The sequence below is a fragment of the Pseudoalteromonas sp. SR43-2 genome (genome assembly GCF_014163885.1).
In the GTDB taxonomy this organism is placed as follows: domain Bacteria; phylum Pseudomonadota; class Gammaproteobacteria; order Enterobacterales; family Alteromonadaceae; genus Pseudoalteromonas; species Pseudoalteromonas distincta.
Genome location: NZ_JACJED010000009.1, coordinates 71,989 through 90,666, shown reverse-complemented (window position 1 = coordinate 90,666; position 18,678 = coordinate 71,989). Strand labels below are relative to the sequence as shown.

General features: G+C 38.8%; 9 protein-coding genes. 6 read left to right on the top strand and 3 right to left on the bottom strand.

Annotated elements, in window-relative coordinates:
- The first annotated feature begins 76 nt into the window (after positions 1 to 76).
- Positions 77 to 1,093, top strand: a complete 1,017-nt coding sequence (sohB, locus tag H5120_RS09620; RefSeq protein ID WP_182674210.1) for a protease SohB — start codon at positions 77 to 79, stop codon at positions 1,091 to 1,093.
- A 96-nt stretch (positions 1,094 to 1,189) separates the two neighbouring features.
- On the opposite strand, the gene H5120_RS09615 is transcribed toward sohB, so the two are convergent.
- On the bottom strand, positions 1,190 to 2,524 hold the full coding sequence (locus H5120_RS09615) for a dicarboxylate/amino acid:cation symporter (protein ID WP_024606768.1): 1,335 nt from the start codon (positions 2,522 to 2,524) through the stop codon (positions 1,190 to 1,192).
- 193 nt (positions 2,525 to 2,717) lie between these two features.
- On the opposite strand from H5120_RS09615, the gene H5120_RS09610 reads away from it, so the two are divergent.
- Together H5120_RS09610 and topA are read left to right on the top strand one after the other, a co-directional pair.
- On the top strand, positions 2,718 to 6,041 hold the full coding sequence (locus H5120_RS09610) for a hypothetical protein (RefSeq protein ID WP_182674209.1): 3,324 nt from the start codon (positions 2,718 to 2,720) through the stop codon (positions 6,039 to 6,041).
- 247 nt (positions 6,042 to 6,288) lie between these two features.
- Positions 6,289 to 8,997, top strand: a complete 2,709-nt coding sequence (gene topA, locus H5120_RS09605; protein ID WP_182672225.1) for a type I DNA topoisomerase — start codon at positions 6,289 to 6,291, stop codon at positions 8,995 to 8,997.
- A 357-nt stretch (positions 8,998 to 9,354) separates the two neighbouring features.
- Here topA and H5120_RS09600 read toward each other — a convergent pair whose 3' ends face one another.
- Both H5120_RS09600 and H5120_RS09595 read right to left on the bottom strand, forming a co-directional pair.
- On the bottom strand, positions 9,355 to 9,597 hold the full coding sequence (locus tag H5120_RS09600; protein WP_002959734.1) for a hypothetical protein: 243 nt from the start codon (positions 9,595 to 9,597) through the stop codon (positions 9,355 to 9,357).
- 510 nt (positions 9,598 to 10,107) lie between these two features.
- Positions 10,108 to 11,730: an alpha-glucosidase family protein gene (locus H5120_RS09595; protein WP_182674208.1), complete on the bottom strand. Its 1,623-nt coding sequence runs from the start codon at positions 11,728 to 11,730 to the stop codon at positions 10,108 to 10,110.
- 676 nt (positions 11,731 to 12,406) lie between these two features.
- Between H5120_RS09595 and H5120_RS09590 the strand changes: the two genes are divergently transcribed.
- From H5120_RS09590 to H5120_RS09580, 3 genes are all read left to right on the top strand, one after another.
- Complete coding sequence (locus H5120_RS09590; protein ID WP_182674207.1) at positions 12,407 to 15,199, top strand: TonB-dependent receptor; 2,793 nt, start codon at positions 12,407 to 12,409, stop codon at positions 15,197 to 15,199.
- Positions 15,200 to 15,303: 104 nt separating this feature from the next.
- Entirely contained in the window at positions 15,304 to 16,797 is a 1,494-nt protein-coding gene (locus H5120_RS09585) for a tryptophan halogenase family protein (RefSeq protein WP_182674206.1), read from the top strand.
- Entirely contained in the window at positions 16,797 to 18,653 is a 1,857-nt protein-coding gene (locus H5120_RS09580; RefSeq protein ID WP_182674205.1) for a glycoside hydrolase family 13 protein, read from the top strand. The genes H5120_RS09585 and H5120_RS09580 overlap by 1 nt, the downstream gene beginning before the upstream one ends.
- Positions 18,654 to 18,678 lie beyond the last annotated feature (25 nt).

The window sequence follows — 18,678 nt, the reverse complement described above, 5'->3', positions numbered from 1 at the left end:
AAAAGCCACTGAAAAGTGGCTTTTTTTTGCTTTAAAGCATGCTAAATTAGCTGAAATTTATAAATGGAGAAACCAGTTGGAATTTTTATACGAATACGGTTTGTTTTTTGCTAAAACAATTACTTTTGTTATCGCTATAGCAGTTATTCTAATGCTAATAGTTGGCGCTGCAGTTAAGCCTAAAGCCAAAAAAGGTGAAATACAAATTGACGACATATCAGAGCAATTAGTCGATCTTAAAGAAAGTTTTCTACAAAATACGCTGGGTAAAAAAGAGTTTAAAGCGCACCAAAAACAGCTTAAATCGCAAAGTAAAAAAGCAGATAAAGATGAGCCTAAACCTCGTTTATATGTAATTGACTTTGTAGGTAGTATGGACGCTCACGAAGTAGAAAGCTTACGAGAAGAAATAACAGCCATTATCTCTATTGCTAACCCAAGTAAAGACAAAGTACTTATTCGTTTAGAAAGTGGCGGCGGAGTAGTGCATGGCTACGGACTTGCTGCATCTCAGCTACAGCGTATTAAAAATGCCGGTATTCCTTTGAGTGTTGCAATCGATAAAGTAGCAGCGAGCGGTGGTTACATGATGGCGTGTGTAGCCGATGAGATACTGGCAGCCCCTTTTGCCATAGTTGGATCTATTGGTGTGATAGCTCAAATACCAAACTTTAATAAAATATTAAAGAAAAATGATGTTGAATTTGAGCAAATAACTGCAGGTGAGTTTAAACGTACGCTTACTTTATTTGGTGAAAACACAGATAAGGCCCGTGAAAAATTTCGTGAAGAAATTGAACAAACACATGATTTATTTAAAACGTTTGTAAGCACTCAACGTCCAAGCTTAGATATAAACTTAGTTGCGACAGGCGAGCATTGGTTTGCAACTCAAGCGATTGATAAAGGTTTGGTAGATGTTATAAAGACAAGTGATGATGCATTGCTAGAGCAGCAACATGAGCGCCAAATTTATAAGATTAAATACAAAGTAAAAAAAGGGTTGAGCGATAAGCTAGCTCTTGGCTTGAGTAGTGGTGTAAATAAAGTGGGAATAAACTTACTTTCTAAGTTTAAGTCGTTAAATCCTTAGATTAGAATCTTTTTCAGGATTCAGTTTAATTATTTTTACTCGAAAAAAAACCTTGATGCAAAACATCAAGGTTTTTTATAACTCAATAACCTTAGATTATGAATCAATAGATTTATGATAATCTTCTAAGTCTTTAGCTGCATTAGGGTCGTTAAAGATGCTCTCATCTAGTTCACCTTCAGACTTGGCAACAACACAGGTAACCATACAATCGCCGGTAACATTAACTGCTGTACGTGTCATATCAAGTAATCTATCTACACCGATAATAATTGCAATCCCTTCTACAGGTAAGCCAACTTGGTTAAGTACCATGGCCAACATTATTAAACCAACACCAGGTACGCCTGCTGTACCTACAGAGGCAAGTGTTGCTGTTAATATAACCATTAGGTAATCAGAAATTGTCAAATCGACACTAAACACTTGTGCAATGAATACGGTAGCCACACCTTGCATGATAGCAGTGCCATCCATGTTAATGGTAGCACCCAGTGGGATAGTAAATGAGGCAACCGAGTTATTAGCACCTAGTTTTTTAGTAGCAGTTTCAAGTGTAATCGGCATAGTTGCGCTTGAGCTCGAGGTACTAAATGCAAATAAGCATGTGTGCTTCATTTTTGCTAAGAAAATAAGCGGGTTTAAGCCCGTTAATATTTTTAAAAGCAATGTGTAGTTTACGAAAGCATGTAATAACAGTGCAAGCACTACAACGCCAAAGTATTTGGCTAGGCTAACAATTAAGTTAAGCTCAATTGTTGTAAATAGTTTTGCCATTAAAAAGAACACGCCATAAGGTGCAATGTTCATTAACAGCGTAACTAGTTTTAAGATTACTGTGTTTAAATCTTCAAAAACACTTGCTACGCGTTTGCCTGTTTTACCACTTAATGCCATTGCTACACCAAATAATAGTGCAAACACTATAACCTGAAGCATATTACCCTTGGCCATTGCTTCAAATGGGTTAGTAGGAAACATATCTATAATTACACGTGCAAGGGTAGGCGCTTCTTTAGCATCATAAGTTGCATTAGATGGTAGGCTGATGCCTTCACCAGGGCTAAATAATAAGGCAAGTGTAATCGCCACTGTTATAGCAATAGCTGTAGTTAATAAATATAAACCAATAGATTTACCACCTAGGCGGCCTAGTTTTTTAGGGTCGCTTAAGCTACAGGTACCACAAACGAGCGATACAAAAACAAGAGGCACAACTAACATTTTTAAGCTGGCAATAAATATTTGGCCACCAACATGGAAAATACCATCAACAAAAAAGGCTTTAATTGGCAAAGAGAATAACCCAAGTGGTATTAGATAATCGTCTTCACCAGCTAATATAGCCTGAAATATAAAACCTACTGCAACCCCAAGCGCCATACCAATCATGATGCGAGTGGTTAAACTCATTGAACGGATTTTTGACATATTCCCTGATCTACATTTTATAAATTTGCCATAGACTACCAGCAAGGAAATATTTACTACAGAAAAAATTGGTATTTATTTAAAATTATTTTGCGCAAAAAAGTAATAAAAAACTGAGATTTTAGACTAAGTTATAGGTTAATATTAAGTGAAAATTAATTTTGATTATAATAACAACGCTAGGGAGAGGTTCATGCCTTTAATGCGACTGCTCGGCATTTCATTGCTAAGTTTTTTACTCACAGCCTGTGGTGGCGGTGGGTCACTTGAAAAAGACGGCTCTATTAGTGATGGTGATTCCACTACAGAGGCTGCTACATACTCGGTTTCATTAAAGGGGTATTCTCAAACAGACGCAACAGAGTCAAATTCTGTCACAGCTACCTCCTCTTTAGATTTACGCGCAATTCTTACTCAAGATGGCGAAATTGTTGCTGGTAAGCGCATCACGTTTACATTAGAAGACGATATTGGTGAACTGTCTCCATCGAGTGCATTAACCCAGAACGATGGCATTGCAACTGTTGAGCTTACAGCAGGTGCTCAAGCCGGTGCTGGAGAAGTAACCGCTACTTATACGGTCGATGGTGAATCTTATACAAGTACTTTTGCTTTTCAGTCAAGCGGTGGGCAGGGTGATGATACTGGTGTTAGTGGGTCAACAACTCTAACAGTAAATATTGTAGATGAAAATGGTGCTAAGTATTCAGATACAAACCCGGTTACAACTGACAATTTAGGCACGGTAACAGCAATTTTAAAAAATGATGGAGTTGCACTTAGCGAGCAGCTTGTTACTTTTACTACAAACTTCACAGGTAAAATAACGCCAGACTTAGGAACTGCAATTACAAACTCAGCGGGTGAGGCAAAAGTAACCCTCTCTAGTGGTAGTTTCAAAGGCGCAGGTCAAGTGGTTGCAACTTATAATCCTACGAACTCAACAGAAGTGAGTAATACGGCTGTATTTTATTCATCAGGTGATTCTGCACCAGTTGATTTGGCACAATTCTCTATATCAGTAAAGCTTTTAACCGGTTGTAATGCAGGCTGGGACGATAATCGTTCAAGTGTAAAACTTGACCCTACACAAGCATCATCGGGTTGTACGGTAGCTAATACTATCTCTTCATCAGAACTAGGTGAATTATTTGTTGAAGTCATTGATGAGCAAAGTGGTGAAGGTAGTAAAAATTCGCTTGTTAATATTTCAACAAATTTAGGTTCTGTTCTTCCTTCATCTGGGACAGCTCTTACCGATAACTTTGGTATTGCTTTACTAAAATTACAGCCTGGAAATACTGGTGGCGCAGGTACTGTGACTGTAACGTCTGTAGGTGAAACTAATTCAACTAATTTTGCTGTAGGTATTGCTGATTTAACCCTAGAGGTTGATAACGGGCTTAATAAAGGTACTTCAGGAAATGTTATTCCTTTAAAAGCAGGTGGTAGTACCGTTATTGAAGTAACACTTTTAGATGAAGACGGTAATTTATACTTAACTCCAACAGATGTTGAATTCAGCTCAACTTGTGTAATTAGTGGCGACTCAGTAATTGATGCATCAGTAAAATCATCAAGTGGTATCGCAACATCAACATACCGAGCTACAGGTTGTAGTATTGACGATGACATTAATATCACGGTTGAGACAGGTGGTAAAAACTTTACTGCTACTTCGATTATTCCTGTGGAAACATCAGCGGTACAATCAATACAGTTTGTTGATGTGAGTGAGACATTTATTGCATTACCACCAGGTGAAGGCGGCGCCCCGACTCAATCGATCGTTAGATTTAAGCTAATAGATGCAGATGGCCTTGCATCCACGCAACAACGTATAGATTTTAAGTTAACAGATTCAGTGGGCGCAGCTAAACTGTCACTTAGAACAAGTGATACAAATAATGAAGGCTTTGTTCAAACAACGGTTGAATCTGGCATAGTGCCTGGTCCATTAGTTGTAAAAGCGTGTTTTATTTCTAAAGAAGATGTTAATAACTTACCTGAAGGTGATGACTTAACATGTTGGGTTGATGATGTAGAACTGTGTGCATCAGAACCTAACAATGAAATTTGTCCAGACGGAACACTTACTTTAGTACCATTGAGCGAGCAGATAAGTTCTGTATCGGCTCAATTAACACTGGCTTCGGGCGTAACAGACCAAAACAGTTTTGATGCAAGCCCAAATACGTTTAATACTAACTCACTTAATTATAACGGTGTTTTAAATGATATTACGGTATATTTTGGTGACCAATTTAATAATTATAACGGTGACGGTGTAGAAGCAACTATTTTAGCTGAAGCGGGTGTCATTGGCTCATCTAGCAATGAAGTTACGTGTAAAACTGACGATGCTACCTGTGTTGTAACCTGGCGCTCTCAGGGAGACCGTCCATTTTATGATTACAAATGGGGTAACCGAATTGGCGATATTGATGGGGACGTAACAACTACTGAAGGTATTAATCCAAAAACAGGTATTATAAATTGTGACCCATATTTTGGTATTGCAGCTCCTTGTATAAATGGTATCACACGCGCTAAAAATAGTGCTGATGGTGTTGTTATGGGAGGGCGTGTAAGTATTCTCGCTGTCACTAAAGGGCAAGAAAACTTTGTAGATGAGCAAACCACTGATGATGTTAAACGTACCAATGGCTTGTTTGATATTGGTGAATATTATACTAGTTACGATTTACCTGAAGCATTTATAGATCACAATGAAAATGCTGCCTTTGATAAAGCAAACTGTAGTGATGCAGATGCTTCAAATTATGACCCGTCTACGGATGAATGTTCTGAGTTAATTTCACGAGGTGGTCATAATGAAACATGGCGAGACCTAGATAATGACGGTATTTATGACTTTGCTGATGGTAAATATAATGGTTTATTATGTAGCGAAGCCGCTGAAAATGCAGGTGAGTGTTCTCGTGAGTTAATTGAAGTGCGTAAACAAATTGAATTGGTTATGTCTGGAGATAATCCATATGTTCGTTTTTCTGTGCTGAAAACAACGGATATTCTTGATGCGCCGTACCCTGTTTATGTTCCTGCAGATTGCTCTGTTTCAGTTGTAGCAGTACTTGAGCCATCCGATGTATCTGAACGTTGTGATATATCAGCAGTTGATCTATCAAATGTGCTTGCTGATAATCCTGCGTATGATGAAACTGACCCTGATGAAACTGATCCTGAACAATTAGAAGTTGGTTTAGCTGGTATTACTATTCGTATTCACTATACAGATGAGTTTGGCAATCCGTTACCTGCAGGTACAACAGTGTCAATATCATCTACAAATGGCGACTTATCTATTATCGAAAATAACGCTATCATTCCAAGTACGAATACGGATAAACCAATGTATTCAGATGTTCGTATTTCTCGTGAAGCGGATGGTAATGATAAATTTGATGGGGTACTTTCAATAACATTTGAGTTTACTACTCAGGCTGGTGGGACTAAAACAGTCTCCAAAGGAATCGAAATTTACGATAGTAAATAAGGCTTTATTTAAAAATGCCAACCTTTAGGTTGGCATTTTTGTTTCTGTTCTATATATTCCACATCAATTAATCTAAAAACACCTGTTTGTTTAATTTAACGACAAAAATTGTTCGTTTATTCAGTAAATACTGAAAAGTTTGTATTAAAAGCTTGTAACAACTAGTGTTTGTAGATATACCTATAAATATTCGCGCCGCTTATGTCGGCAAAACACATTTTTAATATTTGGTTAGAAATAGGCAACTATGGGCAAATCGCTAGTAATTGTAGAGTCACCTGCTAAGGCTAAAACAATTAATAAATATTTAGGTAATGACTTCATCGTAAAGTCCAGTATTGGGCATGTACGTGATTTACCTACTTCAGGTTCGAGCAAAGCTAAAGTGCCGGCAACTAAAACGCCAGCAGAAGTTCGCAAAATGGAACCTGAAGAGAAAGCAGCGTATAAAAAGCAACGAGATTATACTAACCTGGTCGCGCGTATGGGTATTGATCCTGAGCAAGGTTGGGAGCCGCATTATGAAATCCTGCCAGGTAAAGAGAAAGTTGTTCAAGAATTACAAAAGCTGGCTGAAAATGCAGATCAAATATACCTCGCAACGGATTTGGATAGAGAAGGGGAAGCAATTGCTTGGCACCTTCAAGAAATCATTGGCGGTGAACCTGAAAAGTATAAGCGCGTAGTTTTTAACGAGATTACCAAAAACGCAATACAACAAGCCTTCGAAACGCCAGGTGAGCTTAATACAGACATGGTTTACGCTCAGCAAACACGACGCTTTTTAGACCGTGTTGTAGGCTTTATGGTGTCACCGTTGTTGTGGGCTAAAGTGGCACGTGGTCTATCTGCAGGACGAGTTCAGTCTGTGGCGGTACGCTTATTAGTTGAGCGTGAACGTGAAATTAAGGCATTTATCCCTGAAGAGTTTTGGGATATTCACGCTGATGTTAAGAATACTGAGTCTGAGTTACGTTTAGAAGTAACCAAACAAGCAGGAAAGGCATTTAAGCCTGTAAATGAAGCTCAGGCTAGCGCAGCTGTTAAAAGCCTTGAGAATGCAGAATATAAAGTAATTAGCGTTGAAGAAAAGCCAAGTAAAAGTCGCCCAAGTGCGCCATTAATTACTTCAACCATGCAACAAGCGGCAAGTACACGCCTAGGTTATGGCGTTAAAAAGACTATGATGCTCGCTCAGCGTTTGTATGAAGGCGGTTATATTACTTATATGCGTACCGATTCAACCAATCTTTCAAAAGATGCGGTTGAAATGTGTCGTGAGTATGTAACGAACGAGTTTGGTGCTAAATATTTACCAAAAGATCCAATTAACTATAGCTCTAAAGGCAATGCACAAGAAGCGCATGAGGCAATTCGTCCTTCAAGCGTTACAGTGTTGTCTGGTCATATCGAAGGCGTAGATGCCGATGCTAAAAAGCTGTATGAGCTAATTTGGCGTCAGTTTGTAGCGTGTCAAATGGTACCTGCTGAATACGACTTAACAACACTGACTGTTGCAGCTAACGATTTCCAGCTCAAAGCAAAAGGCCGCGTGCTTCGCTTTGATGGTTGGACAAAAGTACAACCTGCGGTGCGTAAAAAGAACGAAGAAGATCAATCACTGCCAGCTGTTAAAGAAGGTGAAATACTTACTTTAATAGAACTTGATCCTAAGCAGCATTTTACTAAGCCGCCAGCTCGCTTTAGTGAAGCTAGTTTAGTAAAAGAGCTTGAAAAGCGTGGTATTGGTCGTCCATCTACTTATGCGTCGATTATATCAACAATTCAAGATCGTGGTTATGTACGTGTAGAAAATCGCCGTTTCTTTGCTGAAAAAATGGGTGAAATTGTCACTGACCGCTTAGTTGAAAACTTCACTGATTTAATGAACTTTGATTTTACAGCCAAAATGGAAGGTCGTTTAGATGACATTGCTGAAGGCGAGCGTGTATGGACTCAAGTTTTAGATAAGTTTTATGCTGATTTTTCAACGCAATTAAATGTCGCTAAAGACGAGCCAGAGAATGGCGGCATGCGTCTTAATGAGATGGTTGAAACCGATATAGAATGTCCTACATGTAGCCGCAAAATGGGCATACGTACGGCTTCAACCGGTGTTTTCTTAGGGTGTACTGGTTACAGCCTTCCGCCAAAAGAGCGTTGTACAACAACAATGAACTTAGTGTCGGGCGATGAAGCGGTTGCTGCTGATGTCGAAGACGTAGAAACCGAAAAATTAATGCAGATGAAGCGTTGTCCTATTTGTGAAACTGCAATGGACTCATACCTAATTGACGAAACCCGTAAACTACATGTGTGTGGTAATAACCCAGCATGTAAAGGGCATATAGTTGAAGAAGGTACCTTTAAAATTAAAGGCTACGACGGACCAATTATCGAATGTGATAAATGCGGTTCAGACATGGAGCTTAAATCGGGTCGCTTTGGTAAGTACTTTGGCTGTAACAACGAAGAGTGTAAGAACACACGTAAGTTACTTAAAAATGGCGAGGCTGCTCCACCAAAAGAAGATCCTGTTCACATTACTGAATTAGAGTGTGAAAAGTCAGATGCGTATTTTGTTTTACGTGATGGCGCTGCGGGTATATTTTTAGCCGCAAATACTTTTCCTAAGTCACGTGAAACACGTGCACCTAAGGTCGAAGAACTAAAACGCTTTAGAGACCGCATTTCGCCTAAGTTTTATTATTTAGCAGATGCACCAGCTAAAGATCCTGATGGTAATCTTGCTGTTGTACGCTATAGCCGTAAAAATAAATCTCAGTATGTTATGACTGAAGTTGACGGTAAAGCTACTGGCTGGACTGCTCATTATGAAGCAGGTAAATGGACAGAAGAAGCGAAGAAAAAAGCAGCGCCTAAAAAGAAAGCAGTTGCAAAAAAGGCACCAGCTAAAGCTAAGCCTAAAGCGAAAGCTAAAAAAGAAGATGAATAAGCACGTTATTGCTTATTCATAGTTTTTGTAGATTTAAAAAATCATAAAAAAACCGGAATGCACAGCTTGTGTCTATTCCGGTTTTTTTGTGCCTAGTTGAATGCTTTCGCAACGGCTTTATTAGCAGTACATTCACCTAAGCGTGTTACCAATTTGATTAAAAACCTGGTCATTTTAGCGTATTAAATAACTCAGTTACTGCGTTAAAAGCTATTCATATATGACTGCGTAGATGCAGAAAGTAGGCATTGCAGGGAGCAGCTGCCGAGAACAAATATATGTCATGCTTTTTCGCTTAGCTATTGAGCTATATTCTTAGCGCTATAATTGATCACTAATTAAATGTAATTGGTATAATTAAATCTTAACAGAAGATACTTTTTTATAGCCTTCAGATTCAAGCTCATCATTTACGCATTTTAATACGTAGGCATTTAGCTCTTCATTGCTTACGTCATCATCTTTAGCCCAGTTAACACACATTTCTGTGTATTCTTTTATCATTTCGGCTGAAGCTGTTGGCGCATCGTCTGCAACCGCGTAAGTCGCAGATACTGCAAATAGTGGTGCTACGATTAATGCTAGCAATGCTTTTTTCATTCGTTTATTCCTAAAAAAATGGTGTGATGACTGATTTATCCAGTTTAAAGTTAGGTATAAATCAGTAGTGCCCAATCCAGAACAACTCTGTTGGTATACTGATTTTTAATCGAAATTGAAATAAAAGATAACGAAATTTTTTTATCGTGAGGATGAGTAATTTACTTGTCAGTTTTTTAACTTTAGTAAGTACAGCATTATTAGCTGGAGTAATATATTTAGTAGCTACGAAAACCTGATTCTACGCTTTATATTAATAACATTTAGATTGTTTTAGGGAAAATTGATTTCTTAGGTTCAAAAATGAAATGCATAAGCGTCATTGTTTATTTCTACTATGAGGATATTTTAAGTTTGTAATATCAGCCGTATTATTTGCTTTAACTGAATGTCTAAATGGTGAAACTAAAAGTCACTAGAATGCGTTAAATACAAAAAAGCCCAAGTGAATAGCTTGGGCTTTTCGTGTGTAACGCACTTAGGTAAACATTAAGCGCAACTTTTGACTCATTAACACTGAGCGTAAAAACATGCGTAAGGCTCAAGCGTTGTGGTGCCTTGGTCTAACTTTGCGCTGTGGTGGCTAAGCTCGGTGTATTCTTTAACGATTGATGTTGGCATATCAATACTTGTTTGCTTAGCGCTGAGATTGAACATACAAAGCATTCTTTGCTTTCCAAGCGTTCTATAAAAAGCAAGCACAGGCTCTGGCGTTTCAATAAATTCAATATCACCCTCAAGTAAAACTGTTTGACCTTTTCGCCATGCCATAAACTCACGGTAGGCATTTAAAACTGAGTTGTTATCATCTGTTTGTATAGCTACTGATTGCTGCTTATGTGCATCATCAACGGGTAGCCAAGGTTTTACTTCACTAAAACCTGCATGAGATGAATCAGCTAGATCCCAAGGCATTGGTGTTCTACAGCCATCACGCCCTTTAAAATTAGGCCAAAATGTAATGCCGTATGGGTCTTGTAAATCTTCAAATGCCACACTTGCTTCACCCAGACCTAGCTCTTCACCTTGATACATACACACGCTGCCACGAAGAGAAGCTAATAGGGCGGTTAGCATTTTACATTGTTGAGGGTTTACTTCGCCATTTTCGCTCCAGCGGCTCGCTACGCGCTCTACATCATGATTACTAAATGCCCAGCATGGCCAGCCTTCAGTCATACGTTGTTCTAGAGTTTCAACCGTAGTTCTAATATATTCACTTGAGTAATCATTTGTTAATAGTTCAAAGCTATAACCCATGTGCAGTTTGTCGCCACCTTGGGTGTACTGCGCCATTGTAGCTAATGAATCTTCTGATGAGATTTCGCCAAGCGATACAGTACCTGGGTATTCATTAAGTAATGTGCGAATATCTTGCATAAACTCAATATTTTCAGGCTGAGTATTATTGTAGTAATGATACTGAAATGCATACGGATTATCTTCACTAAAACCACGCCCCTGGCGCTTATCTTTTGGTTTAGCCGGATTATCACGTAATTGCGCGTCGTGATAGCAAAAATTAATTGCATCAAGCCTAAAACCGTCAACGCCTTTTTTAAGCCAAAACTCAACATTATCAAGCACAGCTTTTCGAACATCTGGGTTATGAAAGTTAAGATCCGGTTGTTCGGTTAAAAAATTATGTAGGTAGTATTGCCCGCGACGAGGCTCCCACTGCCAAGCACCACCACCAAAAATAGATAGCCAGTTGTTTGGGGCTGTCCCATCATCTTTTGCGTCAGCCCAAACATACCAGTCGGCTTTACTGTTATTTTGATTTTCACGGCTATCAGTAAACCATTGGTGTTGATCTGATGTATGGCTTAACACCTGATCAATAATTATTTTAATATTACGAGTGTGGGCTTCGCTTATTAGCTCATCAAAATCATTTAGGTCACCAAAAAGCGGGTCAATGTCACGATAGTCGCTAATATCATAGCCAAAGTCTTTCATTGGCGATTTGAAAAAAGGTGAAATCCAAATAGCATCAACGCCTAAGCTTTTAATGTAATCAATACGATTAATAATCCCTCTTAAATCACCAATGCCATCGTTGTTGCTATCTTGAAAGCTACGCGGATAAACTTGATAAATAACCGCACCTTTATACCACTGCTTTTGGGTCATGCTTTTCTCCGTCATTCCACACAGTATTTAGACTATTTTTATTTGTGATTACGATTAATCACGTTATTTGCAAAAAGCATACGTGAAGCCTTGTACACTGTAAAAAGCCTGCATACGTATGCACTAAAATTAACGCAATTAAATTATTAAAAATAAGTACTTATAGCTAGTTTAAAGGTGTTTTATTTATGTGTTGGGTTTTTACCAATTATGGTGCTCACTTACTTTCTGACTTTTATTAAACATAACGGTTTGTCATACAAGAGAAAATATATTTTATGTTTTCAATTTAATGGTCTGACCAATTAAACATTTGAATTGTGTCTAATATTTCTTATTTTGAATAGCGATACTAATTAGTTTCACTTTGTTTACATTGCGCACTGTTAACTGTTAACTGTTAACTTTTAGTTTTTGATACAGTAGATTTTACATGTAATGTTGATTGCGTCATTTTAAATGATTTTATTTATAGCAAAATCAATTGTTTAATGTTTTCTTGGCAAGGTTTTTATTAATCTGAAGTCGTGCTATAACTGTTGAATACGTATGCATAAAGTTGTTAATAAAATAAAGCTGGCGTTAATATTCATCCTGACAACAAAATTAGCTCGCCTGTTTGACTATCACTCAAATAAAGAAGCGAGTATCACAATATGGGTAACGGGAAAACATCATGTCTATGTTCAAACCAAGTATATTTACGTTGGCAATGGCTACTGCAGGATTAGCAAGCTTTGCCTCTGTAGCAGCACAAGAAGATACAGTAAAAAATGATGACGTTGAGGTTATCGAAGTAAAAGGCTTTCGTGGCAGTGTTGTAGAATCAATCAACACAAAGCGTTTTTCTACTCAAGTCGTTGAGTCAATTTCAGCAGAAGATATAGGTAAGCTACCTGATTCATCTATTGCTGAGTCTATTGCACGCTTACCAGGTTTAACGGCGCAACGCCTAGATGGTCGCGCAAGTAGAGTATCAATTCGTGGCTTTGGTGAAAACGAAAGTGGCACCACATTTAATGGCCGCGAGCAAGTATCTATTAGTGATAACCGCGGCGTAGAATTTGACCTTTACCCATCAGAAATTATGAGCGGTGTAACTGTTTATAAAACACCTAGTGCAAATTTAGATGCAGAAGGTATTGCGGGCATAATTAACATGCAAACAGTTCGCCCACTAAGTAAAGGTGAACGTGTTGTTCAAGTAAATGGACAGTATGAGCAAACAAGCTTTGATAAATTAAACCCTGACGGCAACGACGACGGTTACCGTGGCACTTTCTCATACATCGACCAGTTTGCTGATGACACCATTGGTATTGCATTTGCACTAAACACCATGAGCTCGCCAAACCAAGAAAAACGTTGGAATTCATGGGGCTACCCTGAATTTACTGCTGAAGATGGTAACTCGTATTCAATTTTAGGCGGTGCTAAACCATATGTTCGTTCATCAACACTTGAACGTGATTCAGCAATGCTTGTTCTAGAAGCAGCGCCTACAGATAAACTAAATATGACGTTTGATGCGTTGTATGTAGACTTTACAGATGAGCAAATTTTACGCGGCATTGAAGTTCCTTTTGCTTGGGGTCAAGGTAGTATTGATGCAAGTAGTGCTACTGTAGATGCAGAAAGTGGATTTATAACAAGTGCTGTAACACAAGGCCAACGTGTTGTTGTGCGTAACGATTACCAAGAGCGTGATGCTGAACTAACTGCATTTGGCTTTAACACTAAATACGATATTGATGATTCATGGTCAGTAGAATTTGACGCAAGCTACTCGCAAGTTGACCGTAAAATTTGGAGTATAGAAAGCTACTCAGGTACAGGGCGTGGTGATTCTCGCGGTGTTGCAGATAACTTAGGTTATGCTTTTAATGGTGGCAATACTGGCGCTACTTTTTCACATGACTTAGATTACAGCGATTATGATCTAATTCAATTAGGTGGGCCGCTTTCGTGGGGTGCAAGCTCTGCACTAAATGATGCATATGGATTAACTGGCACAGAGTATGAAAACCAAGCTCAAGACGGTTTTATTAATGCTCCAACTATTGAAGATGAATTAGTTACATTAAAACTTGCAGCGTCTAAAGTACTAGAAAACGAATACATTAGTTCAATTGAATTTGGCTTAGGTTATAAAGAGCGTGAAAAGTCTAAATCTTCGCAAGGTTACTTCTTGACTTTAACTGATTTTTCTCTTGAAAACCCAGGAATGCTTAGTGTACCTGAGCAATACCGTTTAGGCAGTGTTGGCCTTGACTTCATTGGTCTAGGCGACATGATAGCCTACGATGTAAATGGTTTAGTTAATGATGGTTACTATGAAACCCTTGACGAAAGTTTAACTAGCTCAACTCATGCAACTAAGTCGTGGACAGTAAAAGAAGAAATCACCTCAGCATTTGCACAAGCTAATATTAATGCAGAAGTAAGTGGTCTTCCATTAACTGGTAATGTTGGGGTGCGCTATGTTCATACAGATCAATCCTCTCAAGGTAATGCTTTTGGTGTAGATGGGAATACTGGTCTAGTCATTACTTCACCTACAGATATTGGTCACGATTATTCTCACGTTTTACCAAGCTTAAATTTATCACTTGCGATTGATGAGCAGCAAACAATACGTTTTGGCGCAGCTAAAACAATCTCACGTGCGCGTATAGATGAAATGAACGCCTCTGTTAATGCATCATATAATGATACACCGGATGAAAACGGTAACTTTTGGTCTGTATCGGGTGGTAACCCTAATCTAGAACCTAAAGAAGCAACAGGCTACGATTTATCTTATGAAAACTACTTTAGTGATGAAGGTTACTTCTCTGCTGCATTTTTCTATAAAGACTTAACTCAGTGGATTTTTGACGGTACTTACGCGATTGATATGTCGGGTGTTGCGGACCCATCAACAGGTGAAGTCCCAGCTACGTCAGAAGGTACTGGCAGTGGTAAAGTAAATGGCGGCGGCGGTGACCTATACGGTTACGAGCTATCTCTAGCGTTACCATTTAAAATTTTCCACCCGTCTCTTGAAGGTTTTGGCTTAATTGCAAGCCATACAGGTATTGAATCTGATATTGAAGATGGAAATGGCAATGAGTACGAACTACCGGGTCTATCAGATAAAATTCAAAGCTTAACGGTTTACTACGAGATGAATGGCATGCAATTACGAACCAGCATGCGTAAGCGTAGTGACTTCAAAGGTGATGTTTACGGATTAGGCTTTAATACAGAGCAAGTGAATATTATCGGCGAAACAATTTGGGATATTCAGGCAGGTTATGACTTCTCTGAAGCTGGGGTTGAGAGCCTTGAAGGTTTATCAATTCAGTTCCAAGTTCAAAACTTAACAGAAGAGCCGTTCACATCGCTTTCTGGCGATAACGCGCTACAAGTTCGCGACTACCAAGATTACGGTCGCACTTACTTGTTAGGCTTTAGCTACCAGCTATAATAAAGGTTGTGTGTAGGAGCCCTTGTAATTTGTTTTACAAGGGCTTTTTTATAGCTACTTTATCAAACTTAACAAAGCTTTAAACTGTAAACGTGGACAATAATATGAAACCAATAAAACACGTCGTAATCGCAGGCGGGGGCACAGCAGGGTGGGTAACAGCCGCCTTGCTTAATAAAGTGTTAGGTAAAGTAATCAAAATAACCCTTATTGAGTCAAGTACTATTGGCACTATAGGCGTGGGTGAAGCAACAATTCCGCCTATTATTCAACTTAACAACGCGCTGGGTATAAACGAGCAAGAGTTTATAAACGCTACTAATGCATCTATAAAACTAGGAATTGAGTTCGAAAATTGGAAAACCACCTCTCATAGCTACATGCATGCTTTTGGCTCATTTGGAAAAGACTTCCCTTTTTGCGATTTTTACAATTTTTGGGTAAAAGGAAAAATTACAGGTTGTGAAGATAGCCTATGGGATTTTTCATTAAATTACCAAGCAGCTAAACAGCATAAATTTGCACCATTAAATACTATACCTAACACGCAATTACCTGGCGTAAGTTATGCGTACCACTTTGACGCAACGCTATATGCTGAGTTTTTAAAAAAGCTCGCAACATCACGCGGTGTTGAGCATATTGATGCCAAAATAGAGCAGGTTGAACAATGCCCTCTATCAGGGAATATAAAATCATTAACCCTTGATAACACACAGCAGATAAATGGCGATCTTTTTATTGACGCTACAGGGCAGCGCGCCTTACTTATAGAGCAAACCCTTAACACAGGTTTTGTAGATTGGTCTCATTATTTACCATGCGACAGCGCCGTTGCGGTGCAATCTCAAGGTACTGATTCGCTAAAACCTTATACGCGTTCAATTGCGCACAGCGCAGGCTGGCAGTGGCAAATACCGCTGCAAAGCCGAATAGGTAATGGCTTGGTGTACTGTAGCCGTTACTTACCTGACGATGCAGCAACGCAGTTATTATTAAATAATTTACCCGCTGAGCCCATTACGGCGCCACGTGTTATAAAATTTAAAACAGGACGGCGCTTAAAGCAGTGGCATAAAAATGTGGTGTCGGTTGGTCTTGCTAGTGGCTTTTTAGAGCCGTTAGAGTCAACCAGTATTCATTTAATACAAAGTGCCGTAACCCGTTTAATAAAGCTGTTTCCACATCATGGCATAAGCGAAACTTTAGTTACTGAATTTAATAAGCAAAGCGTGATAGAAATAGAGCACATACGCGATTTTATTATTTTGCATTACAAACTGACAGCGCGAGAAGATTCTGCTTTTTGGCGACAATGCAAGCAAATGGACATTCCTCACTCATTGGCCCACAAGCTCAAATTATTTAAGGAAACTGGCAAAGTAGTGCGCGAAAACGATGAACTATTTGCCGAAGTTGCTTGGCAACAGGTATTTATTGGCCAAGGCCTCATCCCCGATGATTACAACAGTATTGTTGACTCATTAAGCAGTGAACAACTAAACGACTTATTTTCTACATTAAAAACGCTTATTACCTCAACAGTAGATCAATTACCCACTCATAAAGATTTTTTAGCAAAAATTAAAAAGGCCTAATGATGCGATTTTTAAACACACTTTTACTTGTAAGTGCCTGTACTTTACCAACCATTAGCTACGCACTTAACGTTGAGCCTGCTAATTGGTGGGTTGGCATGAACAAAAACACCATAACCATCATGGTGCATGAGCAAAATATTGCAAACGAGCAAATTAAATTAGCTAAATACAATGGTGTTAAGTTAAATAAAGTAACCCGTACAGATAACCCAAATTATGTATTTTTAAATATTACTATTACTGATACCGCTAAAGCAGGAACGCTTGAATTTAATAGCAGCGAAGCGAGCAAAAGTTTCGAATTTCCACTACTTGCACGTGATAAAAACAGCGCAAAGCGCCAAGGGTTTACATCATCCGATACTCTTTATTTAATTAACCCCGATCGCTTTGCTAATGGTGATAAACAAAACGATAGCGTTCCTAGCATGTTAGAAGCCGCTGATCCTAGTACTAATGGTGGGCGCCACGGTGGTGATATACAAGGTGTTATAAACGCACTTCCATATTTAAACGATTTAGGCGTAACACAGCTTTGGCTAACCCCAGTACTTGAAAACAACATGCCAGATTACTCTTATCATGGTTATGCAATTACTGACTTTTATAAAGTTGACCCACGTATGGGCTCAAATCAGTTATATAAAACGCTCTCGGTAAAAGCAAAAGAGCAAGGCATAGGCCTTGTAATGGATATGGTACTAAACCATTTTGGCTCAGAGCATACATGGGTTAAAGAAAAACCTACCAAAGATTGGATTAACTTTAATGGTGAGTTTAAAAAAGGTAAAAACGCTACAAGCCATGCTCGCCAAACTATACAAGACCCACACGCGAGTGAGTACGACAAACGCCAGTTTAACGATGGTTGGTTTGTAGAAACCATGCCTGATTTAAATCAGCGCCAACCACTGTTAAGCGAGTATTTAATTCAAAACGCTATTTGGTGGATTGAGTACGCTGATTTAAGCGGTATTCGTGTTGATACCTACTCTTACTCAGATAAAGCATTTTTGAGTGATTGGACAAAAGCCATTATGCAAGAATACCCAGACTTTAATATTGTAGGAGAAGAGTGGACCTCTAACCCTGCTATTGCCTCTTATTGGCAACGTGGAAAAAATAATCAAGATGGATATACATCAAGCCTACCAAGCGTGATGGACTTTTCTTTGCAAGAGTCGGTAATTCAAGCGCTAAATGAAGAAGAAAGCTGGAACACGGGCTGGGTTAAAGTATATGAATCGTTAGCTAATGACTTTTTATACCCTGATACTAATAACATTATGGTATTTGCAGATAATCATGATATGAGCCGTGTATACACCGAGCTTGGCCAAGATGTAGCCAAAACAAAAATGGCGATGACGTTATTTTTAACCACACGTGGTATAGCGCAAATGTATTACGGTACGGAAGTGCTATTAGATAACACCCCAAGTAAAGATCATGGCGATATTAGAATAGACTTCCCGGGTGGATTTAAAGGCCAAACTCGGAACGCCTTTACGGGCGAGGGGCTAACAAAACAGCAAAAAGACATGCACAAAACAATTAGTACCTTGCTTAATTTTAGAAAAAGCAGCCCAGCACTTGATAAAGGAAAACTTGTGCACTTTACGCCTCAACAAGGCGTGTATAGTTACGCGCGTATTAGCGACGAGCAAACTGTGTTGGTATTTATGAATAAAAACACAAAAGAGCTAACTAAGAATATTGAGTATATGCAGGAAGTAATACCAAAAAATACCAAAGCACTTAACTTATTCACCCACAAAACACAGGTGTTGGGTAATACAGTTGCTTTACCGGCAATGAGTGCAACGGTATTAATTATAAATACCTCTCAATAGTTTACCTGAATACGTATGCAGCAAC

What these genes read in the sequence shown, in the direction of transcription:
- H5120_RS09610 (WP_182674209.1), top strand. Translation starts at nt 2,718, where the DNA reads ATGCCTTTAATGCGACTGCTCGGCATTTCATTGCTAAGTTTTTTACTC.
- topA (WP_182672225.1), top strand. Translation starts at nt 6,289, where the DNA reads ATGGGCAAATCGCTAGTAATTGTAGAGTCACCTGCTAAGGCTAAAACA.
- H5120_RS09585 (WP_182674206.1), top strand. Translation starts at nt 15,304, where the DNA reads ATGAAACCAATAAAACACGTCGTAATCGCAGGCGGGGGCACAGCAGGG.
- H5120_RS09595 (WP_182674208.1), bottom strand. Translation starts at nt 11,730, where the DNA reads ATGACCCAAAAGCAGTGGTATAAAGGTGCGGTTATTTATCAAGTTTAT.
- H5120_RS09600 (WP_002959734.1), bottom strand. Translation starts at nt 9,597, where the DNA reads ATGAAAAAAGCATTGCTAGCATTAATCGTAGCACCACTATTTGCAGTA.
- H5120_RS09615 (WP_024606768.1), bottom strand. Translation starts at nt 2,524, where the DNA reads ATGTCAAAAATCCGTTCAATGAGTTTAACCACTCGCATCATGATTGGT.
- H5120_RS09580 (WP_182674205.1), top strand. Translation starts at nt 16,797, where the DNA reads ATGATGCGATTTTTAAACACACTTTTACTTGTAAGTGCCTGTACTTTA.
- H5120_RS09590 (WP_182674207.1), top strand. Translation starts at nt 12,407, where the DNA reads ATGTCTATGTTCAAACCAAGTATATTTACGTTGGCAATGGCTACTGCA.